The organism is Pseudomonas sp. D2002 (assembly GCF_013385735.1).
In the GTDB taxonomy this organism is placed as follows: domain Bacteria; phylum Pseudomonadota; class Gammaproteobacteria; order Pseudomonadales; family Pseudomonadaceae; genus Aquipseudomonas.
In genome coordinates this window covers 486,760-503,469 of record NZ_JACAPL010000002.1, presented here as the reverse complement: position 1 = coordinate 503,469, position 16,710 = coordinate 486,760, and the positions used below count along the sequence as shown (strand labels likewise).

General features: G+C 54.8%; 20 protein-coding genes. 13 read left to right on the top strand and 7 right to left on the bottom strand.

The features are described 5' to 3' along the window. The first annotated feature begins 51 nt into the window (after positions 1-51). On the top strand, positions 52-1,170 hold the full coding sequence (locus tag HX783_RS02290) for a hypothetical protein (RefSeq protein ID WP_177015809.1): 1,119 nt from the start codon (positions 52-54) through the stop codon (positions 1,168-1,170). A 96-nt stretch (positions 1,171-1,266) separates the two neighbouring features. Here HX783_RS02290 and HX783_RS02285 read toward each other — a convergent pair whose 3' ends face one another. The 4 genes from HX783_RS02285 to HX783_RS02270 all read right to left on the bottom strand — a co-directional run bounded on the left by HX783_RS02285 (position 1,267) and on the right by HX783_RS02270 (position 4,141). Beyond that, positions 1,267-1,800, bottom strand: a complete 534-nt coding sequence (locus HX783_RS02285; RefSeq protein ID WP_177015808.1) for a hypothetical protein — start codon at positions 1,798-1,800, stop codon at positions 1,267-1,269. A 473-nt stretch (positions 1,801-2,273) separates the two neighbouring features. Continuing rightward, positions 2,274-3,143, bottom strand: a complete 870-nt coding sequence (locus HX783_RS02280; RefSeq protein WP_177015807.1) for a serine protease — start codon at positions 3,141-3,143, stop codon at positions 2,274-2,276. A 112-nt stretch (positions 3,144-3,255) separates the two neighbouring features. Continuing rightward, the gene (locus HX783_RS02275) at positions 3,256-3,723 is read right to left on the bottom strand and encodes a hypothetical protein (RefSeq protein WP_177015806.1); all 468 of its coding nucleotides are present in this window, start codon (positions 3,721-3,723) and stop codon (positions 3,256-3,258) included. A gap of 22 nt (positions 3,724-3,745) precedes the next feature. Next, positions 3,746-4,141, bottom strand: a complete 396-nt coding sequence (locus tag HX783_RS02270; RefSeq protein ID WP_177015805.1) for an Arc family DNA-binding protein — start codon at positions 4,139-4,141, stop codon at positions 3,746-3,748. A 114-nt stretch (positions 4,142-4,255) separates the two neighbouring features. Between HX783_RS02270 and HX783_RS02265 the strand changes: the two genes are divergently transcribed. The 11 genes from HX783_RS02265 to HX783_RS02215 all read left to right on the top strand — a co-directional run bounded on the left by HX783_RS02265 (position 4,256) and on the right by HX783_RS02215 (position 14,659). Continuing rightward, positions 4,256-4,417 (top strand): hypothetical protein, encoded by a 162-nt coding sequence (locus tag HX783_RS02265; RefSeq protein WP_017528118.1) that lies wholly within the window; start codon positions 4,256-4,258, stop codon positions 4,415-4,417. 66 nt (positions 4,418-4,483) lie between these two features. Continuing rightward, the gene (locus tag HX783_RS02260) at positions 4,484-5,347 is read left to right on the top strand and encodes a BRO family protein (RefSeq protein WP_177015804.1); all 864 of its coding nucleotides are present in this window, start codon (positions 4,484-4,486) and stop codon (positions 5,345-5,347) included. Then, positions 5,344-5,919 (top strand): hypothetical protein, encoded by a 576-nt coding sequence (locus HX783_RS02255; protein WP_122463349.1) that lies wholly within the window; start codon positions 5,344-5,346, stop codon positions 5,917-5,919. Before HX783_RS02260 ends, HX783_RS02255 begins: the two co-directional genes overlap by 4 nt. Beyond that, positions 5,912-6,373, top strand: coding sequence for a hypothetical protein (locus HX783_RS02250; protein ID WP_177015803.1), 462 nt, complete (start codon positions 5,912-5,914; stop codon positions 6,371-6,373). Before HX783_RS02255 ends, HX783_RS02250 begins: the two co-directional genes overlap by 8 nt. Before the next feature lie 781 nt (positions 6,374-7,154). Beyond that, positions 7,155-7,757, top strand: coding sequence for a tail assembly protein (locus HX783_RS02245; RefSeq protein WP_017528114.1), 603 nt, complete (start codon positions 7,155-7,157; stop codon positions 7,755-7,757). Between the two features lie 58 nt (positions 7,758-7,815). Further along, entirely contained in the window at positions 7,816-11,265 is a 3,450-nt protein-coding gene (locus tag HX783_RS02240) for a host specificity protein J (protein WP_177015802.1), read from the top strand. Positions 11,266-11,571: 306 nt separating this feature from the next. Next, complete coding sequence (locus HX783_RS02235; RefSeq protein WP_256347086.1) at positions 11,572-12,474, top strand: hypothetical protein; 903 nt, start codon at positions 11,572-11,574, stop codon at positions 12,472-12,474. 58 nt (positions 12,475-12,532) lie between these two features. Continuing rightward, positions 12,533-13,261, top strand: a complete 729-nt coding sequence (locus HX783_RS29875; protein WP_256347085.1) for a hypothetical protein — start codon at positions 12,533-12,535, stop codon at positions 13,259-13,261. A 2-nt stretch (positions 13,262-13,263) separates the two neighbouring features. Continuing rightward, positions 13,264-13,650 carry a hypothetical protein gene (locus HX783_RS02225; protein ID WP_177015801.1) on the top strand — a complete coding sequence of 129 codons (387 nt, stop codon included), beginning with the start codon at positions 13,264-13,266 and terminating at the stop codon, positions 13,648-13,650. Positions 13,651-13,706: 56 nt separating this feature from the next. Beyond that, positions 13,707-14,132, top strand: coding sequence for a structural protein (locus HX783_RS02220; RefSeq protein WP_177015800.1), 426 nt, complete (start codon positions 13,707-13,709; stop codon positions 14,130-14,132). Next, positions 14,129-14,659: a lysis system i-spanin subunit Rz gene (locus HX783_RS02215; RefSeq protein ID WP_177015799.1), complete on the top strand. Its 531-nt coding sequence runs from the start codon at positions 14,129-14,131 to the stop codon at positions 14,657-14,659. The genes HX783_RS02220 and HX783_RS02215 overlap by 4 nt, the downstream gene beginning before the upstream one ends. 153 nt (positions 14,660-14,812) lie before the next feature. Here HX783_RS02215 and HX783_RS02210 read toward each other — a convergent pair whose 3' ends face one another. Then, complete coding sequence (locus tag HX783_RS02210; protein WP_177015798.1) at positions 14,813-15,493, bottom strand: SOS response-associated peptidase; 681 nt, start codon at positions 15,491-15,493, stop codon at positions 14,813-14,815. A gap of 84 nt (positions 15,494-15,577) precedes the next feature. On the opposite strand from HX783_RS02210, the gene HX783_RS02205 reads away from it, so the two are divergent. Beyond that, a complete protein-coding gene (locus HX783_RS02205) occupies positions 15,578-15,784 on the top strand; it encodes a hypothetical protein (protein ID WP_177015797.1) in 207 nt (68 codons plus the stop codon). Here the strand turns inward: HX783_RS02205 and HX783_RS02200 are convergent. Both HX783_RS02200 and HX783_RS02195 read right to left on the bottom strand, forming a co-directional pair. Beyond that, positions 15,776-16,132 (bottom strand): hypothetical protein, encoded by a 357-nt coding sequence (locus HX783_RS02200; protein WP_177015796.1) that lies wholly within the window; start codon positions 16,130-16,132, stop codon positions 15,776-15,778. The genes HX783_RS02205 and HX783_RS02200 overlap by 9 nt on opposite strands. Before the next feature lie 79 nt (positions 16,133-16,211). Next, on the bottom strand, positions 16,212-16,421 hold the full coding sequence (locus HX783_RS02195) for a hypothetical protein (RefSeq protein ID WP_017528106.1): 210 nt from the start codon (positions 16,419-16,421) through the stop codon (positions 16,212-16,214). Between the last annotated feature and the right edge of the window lie 289 nt (positions 16,422-16,710).

The window sequence follows — 16,710 nt, the reverse complement described above, 5'->3', positions numbered from 1 at the left end:
ATGTTTGGAATGACTTATCATAGGCAGCTTATTGGATATCGGAAGCCGAAGATGGAGCCTTCAACCTTCATTCGTGAATTAAATGCCCAGCTCACCTATCTCTTTGCCTTTGCTCAAAAAATCAACGAGCTAGATACCGTTGCGGCAGTCTGCGGGGAGTTTCGCGGCGCCCAAGACGCAGGCTGGAGCACCATGCAGACCGCACATGAGGTCAAGGCTGAGCTAACCACGGCAACCTCCCGAAAAGGCGGCCTTAGTCTTGCGGAGATGCGTTACGTTTTATGCCTCTACTCCCATTTGGCGGAAGCTGGTGGTGTCTATGAGGGGTTGCTTAACACAATTCAGGTGGCTCAGCTCAAGCCTTACAATCTTTGGCCGTTTCAGGACATGGTTCGAGTGCACAAAAAGTCTAGAGCCATCATTGGACCAAACGCAAATGCGATGTTTCGTCGTTTAGCCGAGGCGGCAGATAGTATCGGTATGTCCAAACTCGCCTGTCTGCTTGGAGAAACTTTCCGAGACGACATTCGAAACGGAATTGCGCATGCAGACTATATATTGGCGCACGATGGACTTCGGTTACGGCGAAGGAATGGTGGGGTTCCAATTCTCCTTCCTTTCGAAGATGTATCCGATGCGATTCAGAGAGGCGATTTGTTTTTTGAGCTGCTTCAGCGTTTCTATGGCTCAGTCTCAATGTCGTTCAGCCCAGGTCGAACAGTAATAGGCCGCTTTAGCGATAATTTCCCGATGCCTTGGAAGGTCGAGTGTCGAGAGGATGGCGGCCTGTCAATTTCTAGCAGTTCTCCTGGCTCAGTAACCGATTCGGCATACGATCGTCAGCAGCTAATTAACAGCCGCCTAGATGGACGAGTAGTAGCTGCTTATATCGTAACGGGCAATCAGGCGGAGCCGTTATTATTCAAAGATATCCGCGACGTTGGCTTCGAAGTGCTAGTCGTTGAGGTAGAAGGCAATGAGCGATATATCGATCTAATACGTGATATTGATAAAAACGCTCTGTGGGATACACAGAGTAGTGAGCAAAGAAGTGGAGGGCTGCTCTTGCTCACTCCCTTCGGATTTCGTTGCATAAGAACAGTTAGTGAGTTCAAAGATTGGCTACCAAAGGTGGCCGAGCTAGAGATTGTTGCGGGGGATGGGCAGTGATACAGAAACTGTTTTATGTATTTTTTTAGCGCGTTGACTTATTCCAATGCCCAGCCCCGCGCTGGGCTTTATACGTCTAGATGATCGATCGCCTCGTCAAGTCCTCCGACTCTTCAGCGCGTCATCTAAATCATGTGCCAGGTTGTCAGCTATAACCCCCAGAACACTCCAAAGCGCCATTATGCGGACGCGGACGGCAATGGCATGAGTATCGTCATCTTCACCCTCTGGATTATAGGACGCACCCTCTTTGTAAAGAATCATAGCGACTGATTCGCTATCTTTAAAAAACTTCAACAATAGAGTATCTAGTCGGGCTGGTTCGTTTCGATGACCAACCGCATTGCGGAGATTGTTGAGTGATTTCACTGCCCCCCAGATATGGGGAGCGGCAGCCCGCCCAACGATTGATCGGCACAGCTCTGTAGCCGTGCCAAAAGTGAAAACATCGTTTTGTTTTTGCGGGCGGGAATAGCATGCAACGCCAGCTGAGATCACGTCGTGGAGCCGCTCTTCAACCATCATGTGACCACGAAGCACAGCTGTTAAAAGGGCATCGTTTCGGTCGAAGGTTCCATGAAATTGCTTGATTTTTTTATCGATATCCTTAGCAAAGAGCTCTCTGTTCATTGTCATCCTTGGGTGTTTGCGGCGTAGGTGTAAGCCAAGTGTGAAAAGCTTTTCAGGGCAGGGCTATTTTTGGATTTTTTCAGCCAGAGGGTCAAGGAGCTCAAGTAACATCTGGTCGTGCTCCGTACCCGATGACTTGTAGAACATGCACCGATCTAGCAGGATCGTTTTCATACTTCGGGCCGAGGCTAAGTGCCTGGGTTCGACCGAGATAGTCACGGTCTTTCCGCTACGGCTGTCGGTAACTTCCAGCTGGTAGGACTCAATCAAGTCGCCACGCTTGGTGTGGCCCAGGCATTTGAAGGTGAGGGTGGGTCCTGGCATGCTGATCTCCGATGGAGGAAGGCTGAATCCGGCATACACAAAGCCCCATTCTATATGGTATATAAATGAGCTTTATGTAGATAAGGTTTGCAGGTCGAAAGATGAGTTTACGCGGGACATGGTTTTGAAAGCTGTGCAGTAGGCAGTTATCAGATCTGTTTATTCTTTATTGCAAGTGATTCCCGGCGTTGCTGATCCTGTTCAGACGATTTCCACAGGTCTTCGATCACACTAACGTTCCAAACTCGACCGAGATCCGACTCTGCATTGATGCGTCCAGAGTAAATACCTAGAAATTCCCAAGTCGGTTCGGCAGACATTACAGATTGCATCCGGCCGTCTGCGATCTTTCTATACCCTCCAGCCCTGTACGCGATAACAGCCGATCCTGATTGGCCCTGTCTTGTCCTGCAGTCGATGAGGAAGGAAGGATTGCTTGGATTTACGAAGCTCAAATCTTGAGCTAGGAAACCAGTCGCCCAAATCGGGAATTTACCAGCTGCAGCGACCCCGAATGGGTATCCGATAACACTTACTGTATCCGCTGGACCGACGAACAGCCCATGTCGATCAAGTCCGAGAGGCTCTGATAGGTAATAGGGGATTTTTTGGACGTCGCCGCCCCAGGTAAGATTCATCGCGACTGCGTCGACCTTGCTACCTAGTTTGGAATGCTCAAACCAATAGGGAGTATTGTCATCTCGGTAAAGGGGTAGCCTTACCTTAACCCACTCCCCCATGGCACCGTTTTTATGGAAATAAATAGTCATAGAGTCAGGTACGGCGGCATGGGGGCTTATGCATTTTCCAGTTTCTTGGTGTCGTCCCGTTACATTATGCCGATTTGTCAGGAGGCAGCAATGCGACTCCCTATCGTGGGCCACAAGGAACGCAGTGCCGCTGCTTAGAAGAGTTTCCTCAAAGTACATTTCTATGTACAAAGATTTGAGAGTTGGCAGTTCGATATGTCCAGTTATATCGACTTTTACATCGTGCGTCTCATTGGCTGTTTTTGACATGATTAGCTTCTCCTTCCTAGCATTGTGTTCGATGCACTCAGGCACGCGCAGCTGCCCAATGTTCCGGAGAACCAGATATGGGGGGCTATGTTCAGCATAGTGCGTGCTTTCGCTACCGCTTTCGCTGAACACACTTGTCCAGGAGTGGACTGGCGCCGCCATGCTTGGCTATGAAGTAGCCGTGGGAATGCCCTTGGCGTCCCATGCCTGTGGTCATGGCCTCGACGGCCTCAAGTTTGTTGTTGTAGGTGCCCGGCCCTTCGTAGATCCGGCGAACATCCATCAGGAAATTCAAGTAGTCGTTGAAAGCCAGGTCAAGCTGACCGATGTCGGACAAGGTATGGATGCTGTCTATGTTTCCATTCTGATCAAGAGCGACAAACGTCCCGGCTGGGAAGTACAGGTCGCACTTCAGCTTCTCGATTCGTCGAAACTCTTTGTCGCCATATTTGCAGAGAGTGCCTACCAGGCCGAGATTCGCCAGCGTGTTGGCAGCAAAAGCCCTGGGTACGAAGCAGACTGTGACCGATGAAAATGCGCTGGAATTGTCGGGTTCTGATATTGGTCCTTTGGATGACATCTGACGCTCCTTGTCGGACGAATCACTTCGTTGGGTAGCGCTTGCGAGGCTTGGGTCCCGTGTTTGGGATATCAGCATCTTCTTCTTCGAATTTGCCGATGCCGCGCAGGGCCTTGATCATTGCCGACATGATCTTTTCTTCTTGTGCCGTCAGCGGGCCATCCAGCCCGGTGATCAGAAGGTCCTTGTGGATTTTCGTGGTTATCTGGGGGTTGGGGCCTGGACTGTAAAACGGGTGCTCAGGATTCATCCTATCAAGATCGCTAACCCCCATTTCATCTGTTTCAGTAAAGCTTCGCTCTAGGCGATCAAGTATCTCGGCAGTAGCTGACCGCTTGTTTTGCTTGGCCGCGACCATTACCAAGTCCCGAAGATCCTCTGGTATGCGGAGGTTGAACTGTGGATCGCTGCGACTCATCTCAAATCCGGTTCCATTTAACGGAACGAAATAATGCATCACGGTGGTATTGACGGCAATGCATCACCGTTATACATTTGCGTAATGAACAACGGTGATGCATCTGGAGGGGGTATGAAGGTAAGGGAAATGGCGCAGGTGGTATTTCGGGCAGAGCCGGATATTAAGGCTTGGCTTGAAAGGAAGGCGCAGGAACAGGAGCGCAGCCAGAACTGGCTCGTAGGGAAGGCGCTAAGGGAGGCGATGCAACGAGATGAACAAGCCAAGCAGGCATGAAAAAGCCCCAAGCGCGGCAACGCTTGAGGCTCATGAAGCAGAACGTCTAACTATCAGGAAAACGTCATGATCGATATTAGCACAACCGTTTCGAATGTCATCCCGTTCAATTTCGGAAAGCAGCAGGTACGCACGCTGCTAATTAATGATCAGCCGTGGTTCGTGGCGACTGACGTGTGTGAGTCTCTTGCAATCGTCAACACTGCTCGAGCGCTCAGCCGGCTGGATGAGGATGAAAGGGGTATTCATAGTATGAACACCCTTGGAGGCGCGCAGAATCTCAGCGTGGTTAACGAGTCGGGGCTCTATTCACTGATCCTCACGAGCCGCAAGGCCGAAGCCAAGATCTTCAAGAAGTGGGTGACTGCTGAGGTTCTTCCGACGATCCGTAAGCATGGTCGGTATGAAGATACCACTGGCAAGATGAATACTCTGGTAGGCCAGACCATCGGCACTGATGGGTTTCACATGCTTGGCGCGGTAGTGAAGGGCAAGGTATCTAGCCTTCCGGCTCCTATTCAGCGTCGGGCTACCGCGAAAATCTGGTCGCAGACTCATGCAGCTTTTGGCGTTCGGTCGGCGGCAGATATTCCGGCCGATCAGCTTGACGCTGCGCGGAACTTCATCGCGGCATACGCCGTTCTGGAAGGTGAGTTCATTCCGAAGGGGCAGGGCAAGTCCTTCGATATCCCGGACAAGCTTGGCCAGTGTGAGCGGTACCTCGTCAGTGCCGACCATCACGGCAATCGGCAGGTTACGCCCGTGCCAATGGGTGCGTTCGTTTTGACCCGGCAGCAGTTCATGCAGTCGATGCTTGTGGACAGGGATATGCCAGTCTCCACAGCGGAAATGTTTGAGTTTGTGGCGCTTGCTACTGAAAATCTGCGCTGCCGATTTATTTTCCAGGCTGCTCGGAGGGACGCAGCATGAGCATGGAACTTGTCACGCTAAAAATTACCGGCACGTCTCCGCTGATGATGCACAGCGACAAGCTGGCCAACCCTTTGAATCCCGCAACAAAGGCTCATAAGGAATTGACCGGAAAGCGCAAGAAGACGGACGACGATCATCTTGCCATCGCTCGCTCTGAATTTATCGCCGGCGCTTACCACGATGAAAAGCTCGGATTCTTTGTACCCGGCGCTAACTTCGATGCGACGTTCCTGGCTGGCGCGAAGCTTCAGAAGCTGGGCACGCAATGGAAGCGCGGAGCGGTCGTAATGACTGACAAGGCAAAGCTGGAGTTCTCTGGGCCGACAACTCCCGATTCTCTTTGGGAGGATCAGCGATTCGTTGATTGTCGCGGGGTTAAGGTTGGGCAGGCGAAGATCATGCGTTACCGGCCAATCTTTCTTGAATGGGGCGTCGAGCTGGAAGTAGCGATCAACGCTGACGTACTCAACATAGAGGAAGCAAAAAAGGCGATCACCGACTCAGGACTGTTGATTGGCGTCTGTGAATACCGGCCGCGCTTCGGTCGTTTCGAGGTGGCATATGTCTGAACTGACAAAGCACCCGAGCTACAAGCAAGCTGTTGATGACTTCCTCAAGGAATTCAAATACGGCGACCTGGTCGGGCATGAGTGGTTGGAGGCACGTTTCGGAATGCCTTCCATGGCTGACTCGAAGTCGCTGACCGTTGAGAAGTTTCGTGAGCGTCAGTTCGAATGGCTTGCGAACGTGGAGGCATTTAAATCGGACTTGCTCAAGCATCATCAGGTCTGCCTTCAGTCTGTGCGAGGCCGTGGTTACCGCTGGGTGCCGCCTCATGAGCAGACAGAAGTTGCAGTAAGTGAGCTGGGCCGGAATGTCCGGAAGGCGTTTCGCGGGAGTGGAGAAAAGCTGAGGAATCTGAGGATAACGGAGCTTACCGATGATCAGCGACGTGCAAACCTTGACGCTGTAGCAAAGTTTTCCGCGCTCCAGGGCATGACCCGAAAGGCTCTTGGTCAATAGCAGAGTAATGTCCTTTCTATGAGAGGGCATTGCGGTGCGAACGCATCATGTGGCGTGGCGAGACAAGGTTGGGCTAGGCCTGGTTAGGTCGGGCATGTCGAGGTGAGGGCTGACAACAGCGTAATGCCGATTGGAATCAGTCGTCATTGCGGTGGCAGAAGCCGCTGGTAGGTTCTGGTCCGGCAAGTCGCGGCTAGGTCCGGCGGGGTGTGGTTTGATTTGGTATGGGCTGATAACAGCGTAATGTCTCTTCTTGGAGGAGGCATTGCAGTGTTAGAAGTTTTCGATTGATATAGCCCCCATTGCGGGCTTTCGTGTTGCTCTCTGCTTGGTGATAAAGTCTCGCCATATCTCAATGAGGGAACAGCATGAAATTGTTCGTAGGGGCATTGGCGCTGGTATCGATGGCAGGTTGCGCAAGTGTAGGTGACACCCGTAGCAACCCCCCGCTCTTATCGCTGCAATCAAGTAAGCCAGCGAAAGTTGTCGCGGAATGCATACGCGACGGCTGGCAGGGGACTTCCGTACTGGGCGCTGGCATCGGCGGGATTCTGCAAACATCTGGTGACCGCTATACGATCTTGGCGCCGGATGCTCAGGCCCCACTGCACTTGGTGGATGTGATCCCGAAAAAAGGAGGATCAAGCGTCCGCTATCACTTCTATAGAACCTGGCAGTCTCCGCTTGAGAGAGTCGTCGATGTAGTGAGGTCCTGCGCCAAATAGGCAAGCAAAACAAATAAGCCACCTCCGGGTGGTTTTTTATTATCTGGAGAAAAGCTATGGCTGCACTTGCTATCTACTACTCGCCGATGGAAACGATCCGGCTCGGGGGAATGCTGCGGCAGTTCGGAAAGCAGTACAGGCTTTCTATTCGTACCCCGGCAGAAGCGATAAAGGCGCTTTGTGTGCAAATCCCAGGCTTTGAAAGGTTCCTGTCTAACGCCAAGTCGAGGGGTATGGAGTTCGCTGTTTTCCGAGGGAAGAAAAACATCGGCGAGGATGAACTCTGCTTTCAGGGCAAAGGAGAAATCAGGATCGTCCCCGTCATTACCGGCTCGAAACGTGCGGGCTTGCTACAAACCATTATTGGGGTGGTAATCGTTGCGTTGGCGTGGTGGAACCCACTTGGCTGGTCGGCAGCTACGGCGCTTGCGGTAGGAATGGGCGGCGGCTCAATGGCTATTGGTGGCGCTATTCAGATGCTCAGTCCTCAAGCTGGTGGCCTGAAGATGAGTGCGGCCCCGGAAAACCAACCGTCTTACGCATTTGGATCGGCGAGAAATACCACCGCCTCCGGCAATCCCGTACCGCTTTGCGCTGGTAGGCGGCGATGGGGTGGCGCAATCATCAGTGCCGCCATTTATTCCGAAGATAAAGCCTAGAAATAGGATTTAGCACCGCACCGCCCAAAAGGCGGTTTTTTATTGCCTGGAGAAAAGCATGGGCGAAGCACGCAAGTTTGATATACACGGCGCCAAGGGCGGGGAAGACAAGCCAAAGACGCCGACCGAGGCGCCGGACAGCCTGCGCTCTGTCGCAATTGCCAAGATGCTGATCGCCGTGGGCGAGGGTGAGTTTGAAGGCACACCAACTGCTCGCGATATTTGCCTCGACAACACCCCACTGCAAGATCCTCAGGGCAATATGAACTTCCCGAGCGTGAAGTGGGAGTGGCGTACCGGGGCCGTGGATCAAACCTCGATTGGCGGAATTCCTTCAGTCGAAAACGAGACGACGATCAGCACAGAATTGCGCAGCGGAACGCCCTGGGTGCGCGCCATAACCAACACTCAGCTTTCTGCTGTTCGTGTGCGGCTTGCGTGGCCAGCCCTTCAATCCGTTGACTCTGGCGGCAACATTAATGGCTACCGCATCGAGTACAAAGTTGAATTGGCTACCGACGGCGGCGCCTACCAGCAAGTTCTGAGCGAGGCTGTCGACGGCAAGACCACCAGCACCTACGAGCGCACACGTCGCATTGACTTACCCAGAGCGACAACTGGTTGGCTAATGCGCATCACCCGCCTGACGATCAACCAAAACAACAACAAAATCTCCGACACCATGCAGATCGCCGGGTTTACCGAGGTGATTGACGCAAAGATTCGTTACCCGAATACGGCCCTGCTCTACATCGAGTTCTCGGCCGAGCAGTTCCGCAATATCCCGGCTGTCACCGTCGAATGTGATGGTCGAAAGTGGCAGGTGCCAAGCAACTACGATCCGCGCTCCCGCAGCTACACCGGAATTTGGGATGGTACGTTCAAGGAGGCGTGGACGGATAATCCCGTCTGGCACACCTACGGCATCACCACAAGCGATCGATTCGGCCTTGGTCGGCGCATTAAGCCGTGGATGGTCGATATTTGGGAGTTGTATCGGGTTTCCCAATACTGCGACCAACTGGTACCGGACGGGAAGGGCGGCATGGAGCCGCGCTTCATCTGCAACCTGAACCTGCAAAGCAAGGCCGACGCCTGGTCGCTGCTGCGCGATATCTCGGCGATTTACCGCGGCATGACCTACTGGGCCCAAGGCCAAGTATTTACGCTGTCGGATATGCCGCGCGCCACTGATTTTGACTTCGCCTACACTCGCGCGAACGTCATCGATGGCAAGTTCACCTACTCGAGCGCGTCGGAGCGCACCCGCTACACCCGGGCGCTGATCAGCTACGACAACCCGCTGAACAACTTCGACACCGATGTCACCGCTGTGACCGATGCCAAGCTGCAGCGGCGCTACGGCGATAACCCGCTGGAGATCAGCGCCATCGGCTGCACCCGTGAGTCGGAGGCGCAGCGCCGCGGGAAGTGGGCACTGCTCACCAACTCCAAGGACCGGGCCGTCACCTTCAAGGTCGGCCTGGACGGGCGTATTCCGCTGCCGGGCTACGTAATCCCGATTGCTGACGAACTGCTCGCTGGCCGGCCAGTGGGCGGGCGCATCTCGGCGGTGAACGGCAAGGTCATAACGCTGGACCGTGACACCCAGGCCAAGCCCGGCGAACGCCTTATCCTCAACCTGCCCGACGGCAAGTGCGAGGGGCGCACCGTACAACTGGTTAGTGGCCGGCAGGTCACGGTTACTGTGGCTTACTCGGTGGCGCCGGAGCCAGAATTGGTGTGGGCGCTGGATGCTGACGACCTGGCCATCCCGCTTTACCGCGTGGTGAGCGTGGCCCGGCCAGAGCCTGGCGTGTTCGAAATCTCGGCTGTGCAGTACGACCCGAGCAAGTTTGCGCACATCGACACCGGCGCGCGGCTGGAAGAGCGCCCAATCAGCGTTATCCCGATCACGGTGGTTCCGGCACCGGCCAGCGTCACGCTGACGTCGAGCTACGCCGTGAACCAGGGCATCGCCATCAGCACCATGAACATTTCGTGGCCTGCCGTGAATGGCGCGGTCGCCTACGACGTGGAGTGGCGCAAGGACGGCGGCAATTGGATCAAGGTGCACCGCACCGGCTCTACCAGCGTTGATGTCACCGGGATTTACGCGGGCGCCTACCTGGCGCGCGTGCGCTCGGTGAGCGCTTTCGAAATCTCGTCAATCTGGAAGAGCTCAAACCTGACCAACCTGGAAGGCAAAGTCGGCCTGCCGCCGGCGGTGTCGTTCCTGACCACCACCAGTGAGTTGTTTGGAATCGGCGTCAGGTGGGGTTTCCCGCCAGGCGCAGAGGATACCCAGCGCACTGAGGTGTGGTACGGCCCAGCGAACGACCTGGCGCTGGCTACCAAGCTGGCGGACCTGGCGTATCCGCAAGCCGATTCCCGCATGCAGCAGCTGCAGGCGGGCGCAACCCTGTTCTTCTGGGCGCGCCTGGTGGACCGTACCGGCAACGTCGGGCCGTTCTATCCGGTCGGTAACGGCGTGATGGGGCAGGCCAGCTCTAACGCTGACCCCGTCCTTGAACTGCTCACCGGCAAGGTCACGAAAACCGAGCTCGGCAAAGATCTACTGGATGAGCTTGACGGCCTGCAGGATCAGATCGACTCGCTGGATGGTTTGAAGGGCTACGATCCAGAAGCCACCTATCTGAAAGGCCAGATGGTGGTGGAGGGTGGGCGAATCTATCAGGCCTTCGTAGATGTTCCGGTAGGCACACCACCGCCGAACGGCGCTTTCTGGTTGGATGTTGGCCAGTCTGTCGAGACTGCGAACGGCCTGGCCCAGCAAGTGGCAACCAACACGGCGGATATCACGGAGCTCGACGGCGTCGTCACGGCCCAGGCCAGCATGACCAACGCATTGCGCGCCTCGGCGCGCGATGACAGTGGGAGCGGTGCGAAGGCTGATGCACTGAAGGGTTGGGCCAGCACTGCTGCGATCGTCGAAGAGAGCAAAGTCAGAACGACGGCCATCGAAGCTGAGGCCACCAAGACGACGAAGCTCGAGGCGACTGTTGGGCAGAACACTTCTGCCATTCAGCAAACGTCCTCAGCGTTGGCCAACACCAATGGACAGTTGCAGACGCTCTGGTCGGTGAAGATGGAAACAACGGCTGGCGGCCAGAAGTACGCAGCATCGTTTGGTCTGGGCCTGCAGGTCGATCCATCTGGGGTGTCGTCGCAGTTCGTGGTCAGGGCTGACACGTTCATGCTGCTCAACCTGGCCAACGGCACGCCGGTGTCGCCTTTCTCTGTGTCTGGCGGACAGACCTTTATCCGGTCGGCCTTTCTGGAGGACGGATCAATCACCAACGCCAAGATCGGCAACTACATCCAGTCGAACAACTATGTCCCAGGAGTTACGGGGTGGCGACTTTCGTTTGACGGGACTTTCGAAATGAACGGGAATATTGCCGGCATCGGCACGATGAGATTGACCAACACATTCCTGAAATTTATCTACGCCAACGGTGTAGTTGGCATTGACCTGAGTCTTTAATATGGTCGGACTGATTATAAGGGATCGTGACACGGGTGCGGTTAAGGTCGATATGACAATGAGTATCAGCCAAACCCAAGGATCTATAATTACAAACTCTGTAAGCGGGTCAATCGCTATACCAGCAGCGCCCCCGGGCAAGACTCAATATCCCATCGTTGTTCCCTTGCAGGACCGGCAAATGGAAAAAGGAAAACTTCCCGCCGCCATAATTGCTAACGGGGTTCTGTCGTGGGTCTATTCGTATAACGCAAATGGCTGGGGAAACTTTTCAGCCAACTGCATAATTTACTACGGGTGCTATTAATGGCTCAGCTTGTTGCTAAGAGGCAGGATGGCACGCTGCTATTCGATACCAACAACATAACCTATGGGCTCGTGAAGAGCGGTTATATGACCTTTATTGAGACTTGGCGTAGGAGGCAATTTAAAGGGGGGAACGTTGATCCGAACTGGGGTGGTAACTGGACAGAGTCAACTGTCAGTCAGAGCGTGGCCTTTTCTGACGTGATTTATGGGTTTGCAGTCGTCAATGCAAAGTCCCCAATTGTCTTCCTCACTGGGTCCGGTTGTTTGCAGGGAACAAAAATAATCGGAAACTCAATGGTTTTTTTGTATACAAATGCAAGCGCGAATACAAAGTTTTATTGTTTTGATTTGATGCAGGATGCTTTTGTTGGAAGGGGATATTTAAAGGCGAGGAAGCCTGATTCCAGCATGTCATTTAACTCGCTACAGCCCCCACTGAATATTGTAAGTGCTATTCAGGCTCCTCCACCAATTGGCACGCAAGCAACGCAATACCCAATTCCAGTCGGCAGCAAGCCATATGCAGGAGCAGTATTTGCAAGAGAGCAGATCCAAACCGGCCCTAATTTCCAAGTGAATATATATACAGCGAGAGTAACGATGAGCATTCGGCCCGGTATCGAATATGCTGCGTATCTTCCGTGGAGTCGCGGATGTCAAATATGGGTATACGGAAGCAATGAGCCATATAACACCTTCCGCTACGGTGGTAGTGAGGGGTGCGGCGGCATAGTTGGCGGCATTCAGTTCATGTTCGGGCCGGCGGGAGGAACACCCGAGGACCATCCCATGGTGGTTACTGGCACGCCAATGCCTCCCAGTTTTTCACAAGTCGCAACAGATCGCCTACCAACAGCTCTAGCCATTGAAACCTCTGGACTGCCCTTTCCATTTAACTAATTTGTAGACTTTTTCGGCCTCGCCAAAGCGGGGGTTTTTCGAAATAGAGGAGATATATATGCCTTGGCAAAGAGCAGGAACCGTTGCTGTTGAGAACGGCAGTAACATGGTCATCGGCACAAACGTAGATTTTGCTGCCAGCAGCAGGAATGGAGATTCATTCGTTGGCCCAGATGGCGCGATCTACGAACTGGCAAACGTCGCTAGCTCCACGGTGATATCGATCCTGCCAGCGTATAAAGGCCCAACTGTAGCCGGCGCCGCCTACGCCATCATGCCGGTGCAGGGCTACGACAAAATGCTGTCGGATGCCTTCAATAGCCTCAACCACCAGTTCGGCCCGAAACTGGCAGCACTGGGGACAACCGGTAACTTTGACATTCTGCCTGTCAGCAAAGGCGGCACGGGTCGTACATCGGTCGGCACGGCAATTGACTCGGATGTTACGACCGGGGCCATATCCGGTACTACGGGGCAACTTCTGAAAGTAGCTGACTTCGGTATCGGTTCTACATCGGTTCCTTATATCGCAAACGTGAACGAGATCTCAAAGACCGGGATTTATAAGTTTGACTCTAATACCCTGGCTCTTCCGTCGGGATTCGGCACTGTCACTCATTGCGCTTATGATGCATCCAGCAGCAACTGGACGCAGCAGGCTTTCTATATGAGCTCTTCTTTGTCTTATTTCAGGCAGTCAATCAACGGATCAATAAGCGATTGGGCGAAGGTTTACACCACCGCCAATACCACCCGAATGGCCGACGGCACACTCAAGGCGATCTGATCATGGCAAGAGCAGCTTTAAATATCGTCGGCAAGACCGGCGAGAAGTATTTCATGGACTCAATGGGCGGCACCGACGTTGGTTGCTACCGCAAAGACGTAGGCGTGTATTGCGTCACCGGCAGCCAAGGCATGGTGCCTTATCCGCCAGAAGATGTAGGCTGGGGCTACACACTTCACCCATCCGAAAGCCGGGCAGAGGTGGAAACGGATTTCCAAGATGGTCTGCTCACGATTTACGTGACCATGCGCGGCGCGCCATACGACCTGAAGACCATAATCACTTTGCACATTTTGGTGCCAGACTTGCCTGCGTCGCAGAATCCGCCAATCGTCAGCACCACGTCAGCGGGAGATCCTCAGCCACTTGGCGATACCGCTGAATCCTGAGAAACGCCAGAACACCACGGCCGCCTTGAGCGGTTTTTTTTCGCCTGGAGAAAAGCATGCCTATCACCGAAACCCGTGGGGTGCGCAATAACAACCCCGGCAACATCGACTACAGCCCGGCCAACCAGTGGCAAGGCCAGCTCAAGCCCGACCCGGCCATCGAGAAGCGCTTCGCCAGGTTTGACACCGCCGAGAACGGTATCCGCGCCCTGGGCAAGGTGCTGCTGACGTACCAGCGCAAGCACGGCTTGAAGACCGTGGAAGCCATCATTGGCCGCTGGGCGCCGTCAATTGAGAACGACACCACTGCCTATGTGCGTGCCGTCGAAGCGAACACCGGCACCCGACCTGGTGCCGAGATCGACCTGGCCCAGCCGGCGGTGATGGCCGGCTTCGTCAAGGCGATCATTCATCACGAGAACGCGGGGTATGCCTATCCCGACGCAGTCTTGGCCGAAGGCGTGCGGCGGGCGCTGGCATGACGCCGGTGCAGAAGCTGGCCGGCTTAGTTGCTTTGGTCTTGCTGGCGATGGCCGTCAGCGCCGCAGGAACCTGGCAGGTGCAGGACTGGCGCATGGGGAAGAAGATCGCCGAGAAGCTTGCGGAGCAGGGTGCCGCACACCAGAAGGACCTGGACGCAATCACCGGTGAGGCTTGGCGTCAGCAGATGGCGGAGCAGGACAAGCGCCTGACCACCGAACAGCAACTTGCCACTCTGGACCAACAACACACCAAGGAATTATCCGATGCCCAGCGCAATCAGGCTCTGCTGCGTGACCGCCTTGCTACTGCTGATGTGCGGTTGTCAGTCCTTCTCGACGCCACGGATTCAACCAGTGGCTGCGACGTGCCTCCCACCCCCGGCGCCGTCGGCGTGGTTCATGCAGCCCGTCGAGCCCAACTTGACCCAGCGCATGCTCAACGAATTATCGGCATCACCGACGCCGGTGACCAAGGACTGATCGCGCTGCGGGCGTGCCAGGCATACGTTCGTGCCATTGCACGCTGAGCGCACTGAACTACGCTCACCTTTGGCGCTCGTATTTCGGTCATCTGTTTATCGATAGGGAATCATGGACAAGCGGCTTGCAGGGTTATCGTTTTTGCTCACCCTCGGCTGGGTAGCTACCGTGGCATCTGTGATTTGGTACTTCTACGACAATTAGTCTACAGGCCGGATGAGTTCAGGCCCTTTGTTCCGCACATTGCCCACGGCGGTGTCGACCTTGAACCACTCGAAGGCCTCGGCGGATTCGCCCTGGTGCAGCACCATCTGCTCGGCGCGCTCCTTGGGCGTGGCCGGGTCAAGCCATTCACGAGCGAGGTCGGGGGTCAGCACCACCGGCCGCCTGTCGTGTATGTCCACCATGCCCCCGGCGCTGTCGGCGGTGATGATCACGAATCCGTCATGCTCGCCCGGACCTTCATCGGGATCGGGCAGTTGGCCAATTGCAGCGCAGAATATCGGAGCGCCGTCGCGGCGCCGGATCAGGTAGGGCTGCTTTTTAGGTCCGCCTTCATCGACCCATTCAAACCAGTTATCGATGGGCGTGATTGCCCGGTGCGGCCAGATCGCCCGAAAGAACGGTCCATGGGCTACCTTCTCGGCGCGCGCATTGATCGGCGCGGCCCTGTCCTTGGCCCAGTGTGGTCGCCAGCCCCAGCGCACCATGTCGGCGTACAGCAGATCACCGTGCAGGTGGAGAAGGGCAACTTGGGTTGTCGGGGCTACGTTATAGCGCTCGAGTGGCAACTCACCGGCGGAGTTCGCCAGGGGATTGGGCATGCTCAACGCTGCTACGAAGTCGTGGATCCCCCGGTACTGTGTGAGTCTTCCGCACATAATCTTCCCCACTCGTCCGACTTGATGGAACGACTGGTCAGCACGTGGGCTCTACACCGCAGGCACTTGTCCAGAGCATTCCTCATGACGATCAAAATTGAGCTTAAAGCATTAGAGCTATCAGTTACGCCGAGTCATGACACAGCGCATACATTCCAATCTTCGCAAGAGCGATATCAAGCCATCGAACATGCCGCGAATGTCTTAAAGGACCACGGACTTATTGACAGCGCGCAGTGGGGTAAGTTGGTAAATGATGCTCTGACCGCGTATGCCGACGACTTAGGTTGAGGGCGCCTCGGCGCGCTTGAGTTCTAACATTAGCCGCTGATTCTCCCTAAAGAGATAATCGCGCTGCTCAGCAACAAGTTTCATGCTGAGGATTGCAGGCTCTGAGCATCGCTCCTTGAGCTGCGCGACTTCCACCTGTGCCGTTTTCAAGACTTCCTTTACCTCGGCTAAACGCGTAGCCAGCACATCGTTCAACTGCACCAGCCCAGCGATGTTTTGTCGTGCCTTTCGCAGGAGGGCCTGACTCTGTGTGATCTCGTCCTCGAGCAGGGCGCACTGGTGTTTGTACATTTCCAGAGGCGTAGGGCAGCCAAGCCACGCGGAGGTGTCTTCGTCGATCGGGTGCATGGTGGGCAAACTCAGATACTGTATGCGCATACAGTAATCGAGGTTTGCGTGTGACGCGATTTGAGGCGACGAGAGGCGGTCACTCCGGCGCCATCAGCACCGCCAATGTCAGCTTAATGAACTCTTCGTTCTCGTCGATGGTGTGCAGGGCGCCACGGATGTTCTCTGCGACGTCTGCGGAGCCGCGCTGCTCAACCCAATTCGAGAGCTCCATGATGGACGCTTCGAGGGCGAGTTGATTTTCGTAGAGCTTCGAGAGCAGGGAGGGTAGTAGGTCGGTATTCGGCATGTCTGTTCCTCGGTTGAATGAACAGCGTAGCAGTGGGTGTAAAGAGGTATTTGATTTAAGTCGGCAGGACGCCGGAGAGAGGGGCTAAATCATTTCCGCAACACGATATGCACCCCTTGCGCCGCTTGGCTTTCAGAGATGCTATGACTGCTCAGTTGTGGAAACTATTTTAGGCTAAGTTGCTGTTTCGCATAGATTAATCGGCAGTCTTGAAAACCGGCCAACGTTAATAGCGTTCCCAGGGTTCGAATCCCTGGTTTCCCGCCAAACATAAAAGGAAATCCCGCGC

Bases quoted from the DNA above. Each gene is read 5' to 3' on its own strand.
- HX783_RS02290 (WP_177015809.1), top strand. From the start codon at position 52: ATGGAGCCTTCAACCTTCATTCGTGAATTAAATGCCCAGCTCACCTAT.
- HX783_RS02285 (WP_177015808.1), bottom strand. From the start codon at position 1,800: ATGAACAGAGAGCTCTTTGCTAAGGATATCGATAAAAAAATCAAGCAA.
- HX783_RS02280 (WP_177015807.1), bottom strand. From the start codon at position 3,143: ATGTCAAAAACAGCCAATGAGACGCACGATGTAAAAGTCGATATAACT.
- HX783_RS02275 (WP_177015806.1), bottom strand. From the start codon at position 3,723: ATGTCATCCAAAGGACCAATATCAGAACCCGACAATTCCAGCGCATTT.
- HX783_RS02270 (WP_177015805.1), bottom strand. From the start codon at position 4,141: ATGAGTCGCAGCGATCCACAGTTCAACCTCCGCATACCAGAGGATCTT.
- HX783_RS02265 (WP_017528118.1), top strand. From the start codon at position 4,256: ATGAAGGTAAGGGAAATGGCGCAGGTGGTATTTCGGGCAGAGCCGGAT.
- HX783_RS02260 (WP_177015804.1), top strand. From the start codon at position 4,484: ATGATCGATATTAGCACAACCGTTTCGAATGTCATCCCGTTCAATTTC.
- HX783_RS02255 (WP_122463349.1), top strand. From the start codon at position 5,344: ATGAGCATGGAACTTGTCACGCTAAAAATTACCGGCACGTCTCCGCTG.
- HX783_RS02250 (WP_177015803.1), top strand. From the start codon at position 5,912: ATGTCTGAACTGACAAAGCACCCGAGCTACAAGCAAGCTGTTGATGAC.
- HX783_RS02245 (WP_017528114.1), top strand. From the start codon at position 7,155: ATGGCTGCACTTGCTATCTACTACTCGCCGATGGAAACGATCCGGCTC.
- HX783_RS02240 (WP_177015802.1), top strand. From the start codon at position 7,816: ATGGGCGAAGCACGCAAGTTTGATATACACGGCGCCAAGGGCGGGGAA.
- HX783_RS02235 (WP_256347086.1), top strand. From the start codon at position 11,572: ATGGCTCAGCTTGTTGCTAAGAGGCAGGATGGCACGCTGCTATTCGAT.
- HX783_RS29875 (WP_256347085.1), top strand. From the start codon at position 12,533: ATGCCTTGGCAAAGAGCAGGAACCGTTGCTGTTGAGAACGGCAGTAAC.
- HX783_RS02225 (WP_177015801.1), top strand. From the start codon at position 13,264: ATGGCAAGAGCAGCTTTAAATATCGTCGGCAAGACCGGCGAGAAGTAT.
- HX783_RS02220 (WP_177015800.1), top strand. From the start codon at position 13,707: ATGCCTATCACCGAAACCCGTGGGGTGCGCAATAACAACCCCGGCAAC.
- HX783_RS02215 (WP_177015799.1), top strand. From the start codon at position 14,129: ATGACGCCGGTGCAGAAGCTGGCCGGCTTAGTTGCTTTGGTCTTGCTG.
- HX783_RS02210 (WP_177015798.1), bottom strand. From the start codon at position 15,493: ATGTGCGGAAGACTCACACAGTACCGGGGGATCCACGACTTCGTAGCA.
- HX783_RS02205 (WP_177015797.1), top strand. From the start codon at position 15,578: ATGACGATCAAAATTGAGCTTAAAGCATTAGAGCTATCAGTTACGCCG.
- HX783_RS02200 (WP_177015796.1), bottom strand. From the start codon at position 16,132: ATGCACCCGATCGACGAAGACACCTCCGCGTGGCTTGGCTGCCCTACG.
- HX783_RS02195 (WP_017528106.1), bottom strand. From the start codon at position 16,421: ATGCCGAATACCGACCTACTACCCTCCCTGCTCTCGAAGCTCTACGAA.